The organism is Sphingobium sp. AntQ-1 (assembly GCF_028538045.1).
GTDB lineage: Bacteria > Pseudomonadota > Alphaproteobacteria > Sphingomonadales > Sphingomonadaceae > Sphingobium > Sphingobium cupriresistens.
Genome location: NZ_CP117158.1, coordinates 1,007,843 through 1,021,025 on the forward strand (window position 1 = coordinate 1,007,843; position 13,183 = coordinate 1,021,025).

Sequence of the window (13,183 nt, forward strand, 5' to 3'; positions counted from 1 at the left end):
GCGCCCAAACCGGCCTCACCGCATCGCCGCCACGCCATTCGAGGCGATGGAGGGAAAGCGGGCGCCCGGTTAAGCGCCCGCCCGCAATCAGGTCAGCTTGATCGGCATGGGCTTTAGATGAGCGGTCACCCGCGGCATCGTGTTCACCACATCCCGCATGATCCTTAGCGGCGTCCGCTTTGTATAGGTGCGAGCCGTTTCGCTGCTCAGGATGGTGTGGCCCAACAGATCGGCACGGCGCTCTTCGGAAATGTCATGCTCGGCCAGCACAGTTGCGACATAGTGCCGCATCGAATGCATATCCTTGCCATCCGGCACCAGCCCGGCACGCATAAATGCACGCCACCATTTCTTGTAGAAAGCATCGCCATAGCTGGACCCACTGGCAGCCAGTTCCGGGAATAAGGCAGCTACCCCGGTCTGGCGGCGGTGCTCGACAAAATCGAGAAACCCGAGACGTAACACTTCATCAGCCAGCGGCACGTCACGGACGGATGAAGCTGTCTTCACGCGCCCGGTTTCGGTTTCGCGGATCCGTAATACCCACACATCGTCGATCATCGCGATATCATCGACGATGGCCTTGGCGACCTCTTCACGCCGCGCGCCGGTATAAGCCAGCAGGATTGGCACCCAATAAGCGCTGTCGTGCCAGACATGAAGCCCTGGCTTTATGCGCCGGGTTCTGGATTCGCTGCCTGACCAGACAGCCCCTTGAAACAGCGCTTCCAGTTCACTCGCAGTGAAGGCCGGGCGCTTGTCGCGTTTGACACGACTGTCAGCCTCGACAAAGGCACCCCATTCGATGACAGGCGGGTTAGCCATACGTCTGCCCGCCCAATCGAAAATCAGCTTTAAGAACCGCATATGACGATTGGTGGTGGCCAGGCTGAGGCCCGTTCCTCGATTCGATTCGATGATCTCCTCCAAAGTCATTCCCGCATGCGCAGGTGTCTTGTGGTGGTTCGGCGGCAGGCAACGCAGCGTCCGGAACAACTCGGCCACCATATTTTCATCGATCGCCGCAATCGCCACATCCTGCCCGAAGAATTTCGCGGCGAGGAAGATCGCGGAGTCGAACTGGGACCGCGTTTTGTCGGTCCAGCGCGATGTAGCGAAGCCTTGATCAAATTTGGGATTAGCAGCGAGAAAGGCCTTGGCAGCAACAGTGATCGTCATCCCGCCAGCTGTTGCAGTTGCATCAGTCGGGGGCGGAATAGTTGCAACGACCGACGCGTCCGCTTGTGACATCGCTAGTCCTGCATCCCTATGCACATGCCCTGCAGCACTATAACGATATTCATGCGTGTCGGTGGGCATCGCCCCTGGCATGCCCGTTGGCATTTCAAGCGATGCCAGCAGCTGGTCAAGATCATCAGCGGGTGCCAGCATTTGCTTCTCAGCTTCGCGCAGAGCCAGCAGTGTTCCGAGCATCATCTGCCGCCGGGCCAGCACGATGTTGGCGGGCGTTGCGTAAATATTCCGTTCGGTCAGAGCCTTCCTTGCCCCGTCGTCCGTAGCTGCCGCTACCAATGCGCTATTGCTCAGAATTTCCTGAATGCGCTGAAGCTGATCCCAATCCAGATGGGGCATGCCCTCAACGAAGCGACTAGAGAAATGGCCATGGGAACCGAACGACGGGCCGATGCCGTTAGTGAAGATGTCGCGGGCAACATAATCAAGGCCACGCAGCGTGCGCAGATGCTCCAGCGTGGCGTCCTCGGCATCGTCATGACCGTTTGCCTGCTCATTGGCATGAAGCGTTTCCAGCCCGTCGCGCACCTTGAGCGCGGTTGCACGCAGGATCGATGCCTTGTCCGCTTCGCCGATGCCGTCCTGTTCGTTCACGATATTGTGCCACCGGTCTTTCAAAATGCGGTCCATCAATGCCGCCCGCTCCCGCGCGACTGAGCGAACCGCCGTCTTTAGCGACAGGCGTATGAGGAAAACCTTTCCATCCAGTGAGAAAGAGGCGCGATAGTAGAATTGCCCGTCGCGGCGGACGAGATTGGGATGATGTTTCAAGGCTAGTGCCCTTTTACAGTCCCATGACACGCAATGGGTCACAGGATAGGTCACACTCACGGCGGATGCCGAAAGCGGAACGGGGGCAGATTACGCCTTTTCAATCGCTTACAAAGGAAACTGGCTGGGGCGGCAGGATTCGAACCTGCGAATGGCGGCATCAAAAGCCGCTGCCTTACCACTTGGCGACGCCCCAGCAGGGCCGATCTTGTCGGCGCGGACCGCCATATAACGTGTCATCGGCGAAAGGAAAGCCTAGTCATGATAGTTTCGTGACGCCAATATGCACTTTGTCACTTTGCCGGATCATAGCCCTTCATGTCGGTTTCCAGTTCCCCCGCCTCGCCCGCGCCAATCTCGCCCGCGTCACCCCTCTTCCTGCGCGAGGATGAGATCAGGCGTGGGATCGAGATGCTCTATTTCGGTTATTCCGCCCTCACTCGGTCGATCGACGAGAGCCTGTCGGCGCAAGGGCTGGGCCGGGCGCATCATCGCGCGCTCTATTTCATCTCGCGCCAGCCGGACCTGACGGTCAAGGATTTGCTGCGGTTGCTGGCGATCACCAAGCAATCCTTGGGTCGGGTGCTGAGCGACCTGGTGGAGCGCGGTTATATCGAAACGCGAGCGGGGGCCAGCGACCGCAGGCAGAAGCTATTGCGACTCAGCTCGTCGGGCAAGGCGCTGGAGGCGGAGCTGTTCCGCGCGCTGCGCGAGAAGATGGCGACCGCCTATGCCCAGGCCGGACAGGGATCGGTCACCGGATTCTGGCGTGTGCTGGAAGGGTTGATCCCCGAAGCCGACCGATCGATGGTGTTCGGTCTGCGCGGCGGATAAGCACCGGCCAAGAAACCTTCTGCCGCCTCCTGCGCTTATCTTGCTCCTTTTAATGGCTAGAGGAGCCACGATGCGTACTTCCCTTATCGCCGCAGCCGCGCTGCTGACCGTCGCCGGCCTGTCCGCCTGCTCGGAAAAGGCGCAGGATAATCTGGACAATGCCGGATCGGCGATCGGCAGCGACGTGAGCAATGCGGTCGATAGTGCCGGCGCCAAAATCGACAATGGCCTGGACGATGCCGGCCGCGCGATCGACGAAGGTACGGACAAGATCGGCGAAGCGACCGACAAGGCCGCGGCCGACGCCAAGCGCGAGGCGGGCGAAGCGAAGCGCGACGTTGGCGCATCGCTGGAAGAGGCGGGCAGCGACCTGCGCAACGAGTGAGGGTGGACGAGGGATTAGGCCACGCGGCAGGACTGGGTTCCGGCCTGCGCGGAAACAGGTCCTGAACAGCCTTACCGTTAAAACACCACGTTGCGGACAAACCGCACCGGCCCTGCTTCGCGATTCGCGAAGAGATAGGGCCTGTCGCTAGTGAAGATGAGGAAGTCGCCGGTCGCCACCCGCTGGGGATCGGCGCCTTTCCGTTCGACGGTCAGCACCCCTTCCATGACATAGAGCATCTCATGCCAGTCGGCCGCGTCCGCTTCAGCGGGATAGGTTTCGCCCGCGGCCAGCGACCAGGTCCATAGCTCCGCTTCCCGCGCGGCGGGAACGGTGCCGAGCAGGGTGGCGCGGCTGTCGGGATTTCGGCCGCGCCAGGCCAGGCTGTCGATCCGGCTGTTATCGCGCATGTCGGGCGGGCGGACGAGGCGCGAAAAACTGACGCCGAGCGCCTGGGCCAGCCGGTCTAGCGTCGACAGGCTGACATTCGCCTCCCCGCTTTCGATGCCGGAGATCATGCGGCGGCTGACGCCGGCCTGCGCCGCCAACCCATCCTGGCTGAAGCCGCGTTCGGCACGCAGCGCGCGGACATTGCCCGCGACATGGGCGAGGACGTCCGGGCGTTGATCCTGCGCTGACGCGTCTTGACTGTGCAATATAGTGCTCATAGGGCGATGTGCATTATGTTGCACAATGACGCATCCGACAAGCCCGCCCAGAATCGCCTGATGATCGGTCGCCCCGAACTCGCGCTGATCGGGGTGACGATCCTGTGGGGCGCCACTTTCCTGGTCGTGCATCATGCGATGCGCGAAACCGGGCCGCTATTCTTCGTCGGCCTGCGCTTTGCGACCGCGGCGCTGCTGACGCTGCCGCTCGCGCTGCCGGTGCTGCGCGGGCTGACGCGGCGCGAGTTGGTGGCGGGACTGGTGATCGGGCTGGGCATTTTCGTGGGCTATTCGCTCCAGACCTGGGGCTTGCAGACGATCAGCAGCAGCACGTCGGCGTTCATCACCGCCGCCTATGTGCCGCTGGTGCCGATTTTGCAGTGGGTGATCCTGCGGCGGCGGCCCCGGCTGGCGAGTTGGGCGGGGGTCGCGCTGGCCTTTGTCGGGCTGTTGTTGATCGCGGCGCCCAGAGACGGGCTGGCGCTGGGAACCGGCGAGTTGCTGACGCTGCTCAGTACGGTGGCGATCGCGCTGGAGATCATCTTCATCAGCCTGTGGGCCGGTAAGGTGGATGTCGCGCGGGTGACTGTGGTGCAACTGGCGGTGACAGCGCTGCTCGCCTTCGCCTGCATGGGACCGGCGGGCGAGAGCGTGCCGCCCTTTTCCTGGACGGTTGTGCTGAGCGCCTGCGGCCTGGGCGCGATGACGGCGCTGATCCAGTTGGTGATGAACTGGGCGCAGCGCACCGTGTCGCCGACGCGGGCGACGTTGATCTACGCCGGCGAGCCGGTCTGGGCCGGGATCATCGGCCGGATCGCGGGCGAACGGATGCCGCCGACGGCGCTGGTCGGCGGCCTGCTGATCGTGGCGGCGGTGGTAGTGAGCGAGATACGCTACGGACGGAAGGTCGATTAGCTATGCTTGAACACCGGCGCGCGTTTTTCGAAGAAGGCGGCGAAGGCTTCCTGGGCTTCGGGCGAAGCCAGGGTTTCGCGGAACAGCCGCGCTTCCTCCTCGATCCGGGCATTGAGCGCGGCGGGATCGCCCTTCATCAGCCTGCGGGTGGCGGCCAGCGCCTGCGGCGGCTTGGCCATCAGCGCCGCCACCTTGGCGCGGGCATGGTCGAGCAGGCGATCGGCCGGGACAATCGCGGTTATAAGGCCTGAACGGTCGGCCCCGTCGGCGTCCATCGGTTCACCCAGCAGCAACATCGCCGCCGCCTTGGCATGACCCATCATCGCAGGCGCGAGCAGGCTGGAGCCGGCTTCGGGGACGATGCCCAGATTGACGAAGGGCATGACGAAGCGCGCGTCGGGCGCGGCATAGATGAGGTCGCAGTGAAAAAGCATCGTCGTGCCGACGCCCACGGCCAGCCCCTGCACCGCGGCGACCAGCGGCTTGTCGAAAGCGGCGATGGCGCGGATGAAGTCGAAGGCGGCGGCGCCGCCCTCCGGCCCGGCGGTGAAATCCTTCAGGTCGTTGCCCGCGCAAAAGGCTTCGCCCCGGCCCGCGATCAGCACGGCGCCGATATCAGCGCGCGCCGATGCGTCGGCCAAGGCCGCGGTCATGGCGCGATACATGGTCGCGGTCAGCGCATTCTTCTTTTCCGGTCGGTCGATCTGGATTTCGATCACGCCCGCCTTTTCCACGATTGCGATATGGTCGCTCATGGTCAGCCCCTCCCTATTTCGCCTGACTTGTCCTGGCCCAAGGCGAAGTTGTTGGCGCATCCCATGGCCTGCGTCTATCCCCCCGCTCATCCCGTCGCCTGACCGAAGTTGATGATGAACCGCCTGCGCCAAGCCCTGGACCCGTTTCTGCTGTTGCTGCTGGCGACCGTCGCACTAGCGTCCCTATTGCCGGCGCGGGGGGATGGCGCGCGGATCGCCAGCATCGTCGCGGATGCCGGGATCGTGCTGCTTTTTTTCCTGCATGGCGCAAAATTGTCGCGCGAGGCGATCTGGAGCGGGGCCAAGGCTTGGAAATTGCACCTGGCGACGTTGGCGACGACCTTTATCGCTTTCCCGTTGCTGGGGCTGTTGATCGGCCGATTCGGCTTCGTACCGCAGGATATGCGGGCGGGATTGCTGTTCCTGGCGCTGCTGCCATCGACGGTGCAATCGGCCATCGCCTTCACCGCGATCGCGCGGGGCAATGTCGCGGCGGCAGTAGTCAGCGCCTCCTTCTCCAATTTGCTGGGCATTTTCCTGACGCCGCTGTTGGTCGCGCTGCTGATGCAAGGGGACGGTAGCGGCAGCCTGATCTCCCTGTCCTCGATCGAAGGGATCGTGCTGCAATTGTTGCTGCCCTTCGTCATCGGGCATCTGCTGCGGCCGTGGATCGGCGGGTTCGTGACGCGGCGCAAGGCTATGCTGGGGCGAGTCGATCGGGGATCGATATTGCTGGTGGTCTATGCCGCCTTTTCCGCGGCTGTGGTCAAGGGGCTGTGGTCCAGGGTGTCGAGCACTTCATTGCTGATATTGGTGGGGCTGTGCATCGCCATGTTGGTCGTGGTGCTGCTGTTCACGCTGGCGCTGGGGCGGATGCTGGGCCTGACGCGGGAAGATGCGATCGTTCTGCAATTTTGCGGGTCCAAGAAGAGCCTGGCGTCGGGCGTGCCGATGGCGGGCGTCTTGTTCCCGGCGGCGGCGGTGGGGCCGATCCTGCTGCCGATCATGGTCTTCCATCAGATCCAGCTGATGGCCTGCGCCATGCTGGCGCGACGGTACGGGGCGCAGGCGAACGCGAAAAGCGACGGCGAGTTGGACAGTTGATTCGATTTGGGATGGCGTTTGGCGCGGTTACATTATACAATCGTAAAATTGTGAATTGACGCTAGGGAATCCTGACAAGGTGGCGGGGCAGATCGACAGGATAGTGGACCCGGATGCCGGGTGGAGCCTGCCCGCATGGACCTATAGCGATCCTGAATTTTTCGCGGTCGAGGTGGAGCGGATCTTCCGCCCGGCCTGGCAGATCGTCTGCCACCGGAGCGACATTCCCACCCCCGGCGATTTCCACACGCTCGATATGATCGACGAGAGCGTGATCGTGATCCGCGGCGACGATGGGGCCGTGCGCGCCTTCACCAATGTCTGCCGCCATCGCGGGGCGCGGATCGTGAACGGCTCCAGCGGATGCGCGAAGAAGTTGGTCTGCCCCTATCATGGCTGGACCTATGAGACGGACGGGCGGCTGACCGGCGTGCCGATGAAGGCCAGCTATGGCGCGGGGTTCGCGATGGCGGACCATGGGCTGGCGGCAGTCGAGGTGGAGTGCTGGCAGGGCTTCCTGTTCGTGCGGCTGGCGAATGATGGCGGGCCGTCGGTGGCGCAGATGATGGCGCCTTATATGGAGGAGATCGCCGCCTATCGGTTCGAGGATATGCGGGCGCTGGGGCGGGTGACGTTGCGGCCGCGATCGGTGAACTGGAAGAATATCGGCGACAATTATTCGGACGGGCTGCATATTGCGGTCGCGCATCCGGGCCTCAAGCGGCTGATGGGCGATGGCTATGGCGTGGAAGCGTCGCGCCATGTCGACAAGATGTGGGGGCCGATAGTGGACCGGCCGTCGGCCAACCTGACCGAGCGCGCCTATCAGCATTTCCTGCCCCATGTGCCGCATCTGGCGCCCGGACGGCAAAGGCTGTGGACCTATTATAAGCTATGGCCCAATTTCGCGTTCGACATCTATCCCGACCAGGTGGATTTCATGGCCTGGCTGCCGGTGTCGCCGACGCAGACGCTGATCCGGGAGATCAGCTATGCGCTGCCCGATGATCGGCGCGATATGAACGCGGCGCGCTATCTCAACTGGCGGATCAACCGGCAGGTCAATGCCGAGGATACGGACCTGGTCGCGCGGGTGCAGGCTGGGATGGCGTCGGCCAGCTTCACCGTCGGGCCATTGAGCGAGCAGGAAGTGGCGTTGCGGCATTTTTGCGGGCGGGTGCGCGATGTGATCCCGCAGGCGCGGCTGCACCGCGCACCGGGGATGGGGTGGAGCAAGGCATGACGAAATCCTACGACGCCGTCATTATCGGGGGCGGGCATAATGGGCTGGTCTGCGCCTTCTATCTGGCGCGGGCGGGCTATAAGGTCCGCATATTGGAGCGGCGCGCTGTCGTGGGCGGGGCGGCGGTGACGGAGGAATTTCATCCCGGCTTCCGCAATTCCACCGCCAGCTATACGGTCAGCCTGCTCAATCCCAAGGTCATCCGCGACATGCAACTGGCGGATCACGGCTATCGCGTGATCGAGCGGCCGATCAGCAATTTCCTGCCCCAGCCCGATGGCGGTTATTTGAAGCTGGGCGGTGGGCTGGAGCGGACGCAGGCGGAGTTCGCCAAGTTCAGCGCGCCGGATGCGGCCGCCCTGCCCGCTTATTATGACGCGCTGGAGGTGGTGGCCGATGTGCTGCGCGACCTGGTGCTGAAAAGCCCGCCCAATGTCGGCGATGGGCTGACCATGATCGTCGAGGCGCTGAAGCAGGGTCGGCGGGTCGCGGGGTTGGGGCTGGAACAGCAGCGCGATGTGCTGGACCTGTTCATCAAGTCGGCGCGCAGCTTCCTCGACGGCTGGTTCGAGAGCGACGCGGTGAAGGCGGCGTTCGGCTTCGATGCGGTGGTCGGCAATTACGCCAGCCCCGATACGCCGGGCAGCGCCTATGTCCTGTTGCACCATGTGTTCGGCGAGGTGAACGGCAAGAAGGGCGCCTGGGGTCATGCGGTCGGCGGCATGGGCGCGATCACGCAGATCATAGCCAAGGTCGTGACCGCCATGGGCGTGGAGATCAGCCTGGAGGCGCCGGTCGAGATGGTGCTGGTGGATGGCGCGCGCGCGGTCGGTGTGCGGCTGGAGAGCGGCGAAGAGGTGATCGGCGGCGCGGTGATCGCCAATGTCGGGCCGAAACTGCTCTATGAGCGGATGATCCGGCCAAGCGACCTGCCGGCCGATTTTACGAAGCGGATCAAGGCGTTCAAGGCGGGATCGGGGACGTTCCGCATGAATGTGGCGCTGGACGCCCTGCCCGACTTCATCTGCCTGCCAGGCGTGGGGGAGCATCACCAGTCGGGGATCATCATCGCGCCGACGCTGGACTATATGGACCGCGCCTTCATGGACGCCAAGCGCTACGGCTGGTCGAAGGCGCCGATCGTGGAGATGCTGATCCCGTCTATCATCGACGATACACTCGCGCCGGAGGGGTGTCATGTGGCGAGCCTGTTCTGCCAGCAATTCGCGCCGGAACTGCCGGATGGGCGTTCGTGGGACGACGAGCGGGAGGCGGCGGCGGATGCTATTATCGCGACGGTGGAGGCGGCCGCGCCAGGCTTCGCCAGAAGCGTGATCGCGCGACAGATCCATTCGCCACTCGACCTGGAGCGCAAATTCGGGCTGGTCGGCGGCGACATCATGCATGGCAATCTGACGCTGGACCAGATGTGGGCGGCGCGGCCGGTGCTGGGTCATGGGGCGTATCGCGGGCCGGTGAAGGGGCTGTATATGTGCGGCGCGGGGACGCATCCGGGCGGCGGCGTGACCGGCGCGCCGGGGCATAATGCAGCGCGCGCGGTGTTGCGGGACGGGACGCTCATCGGGAAATGGCGCGGCCGGGCATAAGCGCGCCATCGACGCCTTGCCCTCCCCGGCCTGCTTCCCTAAAGCACCGGTTCATGCCCGACATCTTCATACCCGACGCCACCCCCGACCTGACAGGCCGGGCGTTGTTTCCGCACAAGCATCTTCTGTCGATCGCGGACCTGAAACCCTGGGAAATCCGCTTCCTGCTGGATGAGGCGGAGCATTGGGCGCAGACGAACAAGGGCCAGGCGCGCAAGCATGACGGACGGCTGGCGGGGATGACGCAGATCAACGCCTTTTTCGAGAATAGCACGCGCACATTGTTGTCGTTCGAAATTGCGGGAAAGCGGCTGGGCGCGGATGTCGTCAACATGGCGGCGGCCACGTCGAGCGTGAAGAAGGGCGAGACGCTGATCGACACGGCGATGACGCTGAACGCCATGGCGGCCGATGTGATCGTGATCCGCCATGCGAGTTCGGGCGCGGTGCGGTTGATTGCGGACAAGGTGGATTGTCCGGTGCTGAACGCCGGCGATGGATGGCACCAGCATCCCACGCAAGCGCTGCTCGACGCGCTGACGATCCGGCGGCGCAAGGGCGGGTTCGAGGGGCTGGTGGTCGCGATCTGCGGCGATGTGCTGCATAGCCGGGTGGCGCGGTCGAACATGCTGTGCCTGGCAGCGCTGGGCGCGCAGGTGCGGGCGGTGGCGCCGCCGACGCTGTTGCCGCCGGAGGTGGAGTTGCTGGGGGCGACGCCCTTTACGCGGATGGACGAGGGGCTGGACGGGGCCGACGTGGTGATGATGCTGCGGTTGCAGAATGAGCGGATGGACGGGGCGTTCATCCCCTCTCCGCGCGAATATCATGCGCTGTACGGGCTGACGCCGGAGCGGCTGGCGCTGGCCAAATCCGACGCGCTGGTGATGCATCCGGGGCCGATGAACCGGGGCGTGGAGATCAGCAGTTCGGTGGCCGACGATCCCGATCGGTCGGCGATCACCGAACAGGTTGCGATGGGCGTGGCAGTGCGCATGGCGTGCCTAGACGTGCTGACCCGCAGGGCGCGGGGTGTGGAGGGATGGGCATGAGCCTGTTTCCAGCATCCGTTCAGGCTGAACCTGTTGAAGCCCTGCTCTTCTCATGCGCGCAACGGTCAAAGGAAGGAATGGCCCGTCGACAGGCTCAGGGCGAACGGATTGGGAGCATAGCCCATGACTAAGATCGCCATCATCAACGGCAAGCTGGCCGATCCCGCGGGTGACGCGCTGACGCCCGGCGTCGTGTTGATCGAGGGCGACCGGATCGTCGGGGCGGGCGATGTCGCGGTGCCGGACGACGCGCAGCGGGTCGATGCGCAGGGGCTGGTGGTCGCGCCGGGCCTGATCGATCTGGGCGTGTTCGCCACCGACAAGCCGGCCTTTCATTTCGGCGGGATCACGCGCGCGGCGCTGATGCCAGACCAGCGCGCGCCGCTGGACGAGGTGGGCCTCATTCGCGAAGCGACGCGGGCGGGCAAGCCCGATTTTTGGGTCCATCCGATCGCGGCGGCGACGCGCGGGTTGCAGGGCGCCGAAATGGCCGAAATGGGCCTGATGCAGATGGCGGGCGCGAAGGCGGTCGGCACGGGCCGCCAGTGGATCGCCGATTCAGGCGTGATGCTGCGCGTGCTCTCCTACGCCAGCGGCCTGGGACTGACCGTCATCGCCCATGCCGAAGATGGCGGGCTGACGGCAAAGGCGGTGGCGACCAGCGGCGAGACGGCGACGCGGCTGGGCCTGCCCCACGCGCCAGCCTGCGCCGAAGCGATGGGAATCGCGCGCGACATCATGCTGGCGCGCGAAGCGGGCGCAGCGATCCATTTCCGGCTGGTGACGACCAAGGCGGGCTTCGATTGCATCCGCGCCGCCAAGGCGGAGGGGCTGAGGGTCACCTGCGGCATCAGCCCGGCCTATCTCTATCTCAACGACCAGGCGGTGACAGATTTCCGGACCTTTGCGCGACTTTCCCCGCCGCTGCGGGATGAGAGCGACCGGCAGGCCTGCCTTGCAGCGGTGGCCGACGGGACGGTGGACGTCATCACATCCAGCCACGACCCGCGCGGGCCGGAGGACAAGCGCCTGCCCTTCGCCGACGCCTCGCCCGGCATGGCGGGGGCGGAGACGCTGCTGGCGCTGTCGCTCAACCTGGTGCGCGACGGGCAGGTGACGATCAACCGGCTGATGACATTGCTGTCGGCCAATCCGGCGACGATTTTGGGCGTCGATGCGGGCGGCTTTGCGGCCGGAAGCGCGGCGGACCTGATCTTCGTCGATCCCGATGCGCCGTGGATCGTCGATTCGGCCAGGATGGCGGCGGCGGCGGGCAACACGCCGTTCGACCGCCTGCCTGTCCAGGGCCGCGCGCGGCGGATCATGAAGGGCGGCTTTTTCCTTTAGCCCAGTTGAGGGAACCACCCTCCCCCTCACGCGCTTGCCTTTCAAGACCAGCAGGGGACACGGATGACGCAGAGAGTGGCGCAGCAGGTGCATGTGGATGCGCCGTGGAAGATACCGCCGCGGGCGTGGTGGGAAATATTGAAGCGCGTTTATACCGCGTTGTCGGCCAACCATATCGGTCTGCTGGCGGCGGGCGTCGCCTATTACGCTTTTCTGTCGATCGCGCCCCTGCTGGCGGCGGTGGTGCTCACATACGGCCTGGTCGGCGATCCCGCAATCGTCAGTCGGCATATGCAAGCCATCATCACCGTGGTGCCGGCCGATGCCGCCGGGCTGATCAACGACCAGTTGCTGGGCGTCGTTAGTACCCGAAAACCCGCCATCGGGTTCGGGCTGTTGCTGGCGCTGGCGATCGCCGTCTATGGCGCGACGCGGGCGGCGTCGGCGATCATGGAGGCGCTCAACATCGTCTATGGGCAGAAGGAAGGGCGCAACATCTTCCGCTTCTATCGCACGTCGATGGGGATCACCTTTTCCGCCGTGCTGGTCGTGGTGGCGGGTGTGTTCACGGCGACGATCATCGGCCTGTTGCAGGATTTCCTGACCAATTGGGGACCGGGCGTGCTGTTTGCCATCAAGGCGACGACATGGGTATGCGCGGGTTTGCTGGCCAGCGTCATCTTCGGACTGATCTACCGCTTCGGCCCCAACCGACGCCATGCGCAATGGCAGTGGCTGACCGTCGGCTCTGTGTCGGCGACGCTATTCTGGCTGGTCGCGACGCTCGGCGTGTCCTTCTACGTGTCCACCTTCGGCAATTACAACAAGACCTACGGGTCGCTGGGCGCGGTGGTGGTGCTGCAATTATGGCTCTTCGTATCGGCCTATATCGTGTTGCTGGGCGCGCAGATCAACGCGGAAGCCGAACGCCAGACCAGCGCCGACACCAGCGTCGCGCCGCAAGACGCAAAAGCGGCATAATCGCGCTTGCCCTCCTGTCCTCCCCACGCTAAAGCGCCCTCCTTCGCTGGCTAGGCCAGTGCAGGAGTGTAGCTCAGTTGGTAGAGCGTCGGTCTCCAAAACCGAATGCCGTGGGTTCGAGTCCCTCCACTCCTGCCAAGCGAACTGGCCGCGAAACCTTGAAAATTCAGGGGTTCGCGGCTAAGTGCGCTTGGCGATTTCGAGGCGGGCGGAACGTCCGCCGGTTAAGAAATCGTGGCCGTAAAGGCCGGCGAATTTGGTCGCGGAGCA

Annotated in this window: 12 protein-coding genes and 2 tRNA genes; 10 read left to right on the forward strand and 4 right to left on the reverse strand. The window is 64.3% G+C overall.

All coding sequences use genetic code 11. From position 1 onward, the window contains the following. Positions 1–87 precede the first annotated feature (87 nt). Both sphantq_RS04980 and sphantq_RS04985 read right to left on the reverse strand, forming a co-directional pair. Complete coding sequence (locus sphantq_RS04980) at positions 88–2,025, reverse strand: site-specific integrase (protein WP_272799743.1); 1,938 nt, start codon at positions 2,023–2,025, stop codon at positions 88–90. A gap of 121 nt (positions 2,026–2,146) precedes the next feature. Next, a tRNA-Gln gene (locus sphantq_RS04985) sits at positions 2,147–2,221 on the reverse strand. A 122-nt stretch (positions 2,222–2,343) separates the two neighbouring features. Between sphantq_RS04985 and sphantq_RS04990 the strand changes: the two genes are divergently transcribed. Next, positions 2,344–2,859, forward strand: coding sequence for a MarR family winged helix-turn-helix transcriptional regulator (locus sphantq_RS04990; protein ID WP_066603974.1), 516 nt, complete (start codon positions 2,344–2,346; stop codon positions 2,857–2,859). 70 nt (positions 2,860–2,929) lie between these two features. Continuing rightward, positions 2,930–3,244, forward strand: a complete 315-nt coding sequence (locus sphantq_RS04995; protein WP_066603975.1) for a hypothetical protein — start codon at positions 2,930–2,932, stop codon at positions 3,242–3,244. A gap of 77 nt (positions 3,245–3,321) precedes the next feature. On the opposite strand, the gene sphantq_RS05000 is transcribed toward sphantq_RS04995, so the two are convergent. Continuing rightward, the gene (locus tag sphantq_RS05000; RefSeq protein ID WP_272799744.1) at positions 3,322–3,900 is read right to left on the reverse strand and encodes a helix-turn-helix domain-containing protein; all 579 of its coding nucleotides are present in this window, start codon (positions 3,898–3,900) and stop codon (positions 3,322–3,324) included. Between the two features lie 27 nt (positions 3,901–3,927). Between sphantq_RS05000 and sphantq_RS05005 the strand changes: the two genes are divergently transcribed. After that, positions 3,928–4,827, forward strand: coding sequence for a DMT family transporter (locus sphantq_RS05005; protein ID WP_129927210.1), 900 nt, complete (start codon positions 3,928–3,930; stop codon positions 4,825–4,827). Here the strand turns inward: sphantq_RS05005 and sphantq_RS05010 are convergent. Further along, the gene (locus sphantq_RS05010) at positions 4,824–5,582 is read right to left on the reverse strand and encodes an enoyl-CoA hydratase (protein ID WP_066603977.1); all 759 of its coding nucleotides are present in this window, start codon (positions 5,580–5,582) and stop codon (positions 4,824–4,826) included. The two genes, sphantq_RS05005 and sphantq_RS05010, sit on opposite strands and share 4 nt — an antisense overlap. A 114-nt stretch (positions 5,583–5,696) precedes the next feature. On the opposite strand from sphantq_RS05010, the gene sphantq_RS05015 reads away from it, so the two are divergent. From sphantq_RS05015 to sphantq_RS05045, 7 genes are all read left to right on the forward strand, one after another. Further along, a complete protein-coding gene (locus sphantq_RS05015) occupies positions 5,697–6,686 on the forward strand; it encodes a bile acid:sodium symporter family protein (protein WP_272800183.1) in 990 nt (329 codons plus the stop codon). Positions 6,687–6,765: 79 nt separating this feature from the next. Next, complete coding sequence (locus sphantq_RS05020) at positions 6,766–7,929, forward strand: aromatic ring-hydroxylating oxygenase subunit alpha (protein ID WP_272799745.1); 1,164 nt, start codon at positions 6,766–6,768, stop codon at positions 7,927–7,929. Further along, positions 7,926–9,536 carry a phytoene desaturase family protein gene (locus sphantq_RS05025; RefSeq protein WP_272799746.1) on the forward strand — a complete coding sequence of 537 codons (1,611 nt, stop codon included), beginning with the start codon at positions 7,926–7,928 and terminating at the stop codon, positions 9,534–9,536. Before sphantq_RS05020 ends, sphantq_RS05025 begins: the two co-directional genes overlap by 4 nt. 53 nt (positions 9,537–9,589) lie before the next feature. After that, positions 9,590–10,585, forward strand: coding sequence for an aspartate carbamoyltransferase catalytic subunit (locus sphantq_RS05030; RefSeq protein ID WP_272799747.1), 996 nt, complete (start codon positions 9,590–9,592; stop codon positions 10,583–10,585). A gap of 123 nt (positions 10,586–10,708) precedes the next feature. After that, the gene (locus sphantq_RS05035; protein ID WP_272799748.1) at positions 10,709–11,932 is read left to right on the forward strand and encodes a dihydroorotase; all 1,224 of its coding nucleotides are present in this window, start codon (positions 10,709–10,711) and stop codon (positions 11,930–11,932) included. 63 nt (positions 11,933–11,995) lie between these two features. Continuing rightward, positions 11,996–12,913: a YihY/virulence factor BrkB family protein gene (locus tag sphantq_RS05040; RefSeq protein ID WP_066603988.1), complete on the forward strand. Its 918-nt coding sequence runs from the start codon at positions 11,996–11,998 to the stop codon at positions 12,911–12,913. A gap of 62 nt (positions 12,914–12,975) precedes the next feature. Next, a tRNA-Trp gene (locus sphantq_RS05045) sits at positions 12,976–13,051 on the forward strand. Positions 13,052–13,183 lie beyond the last annotated feature (132 nt).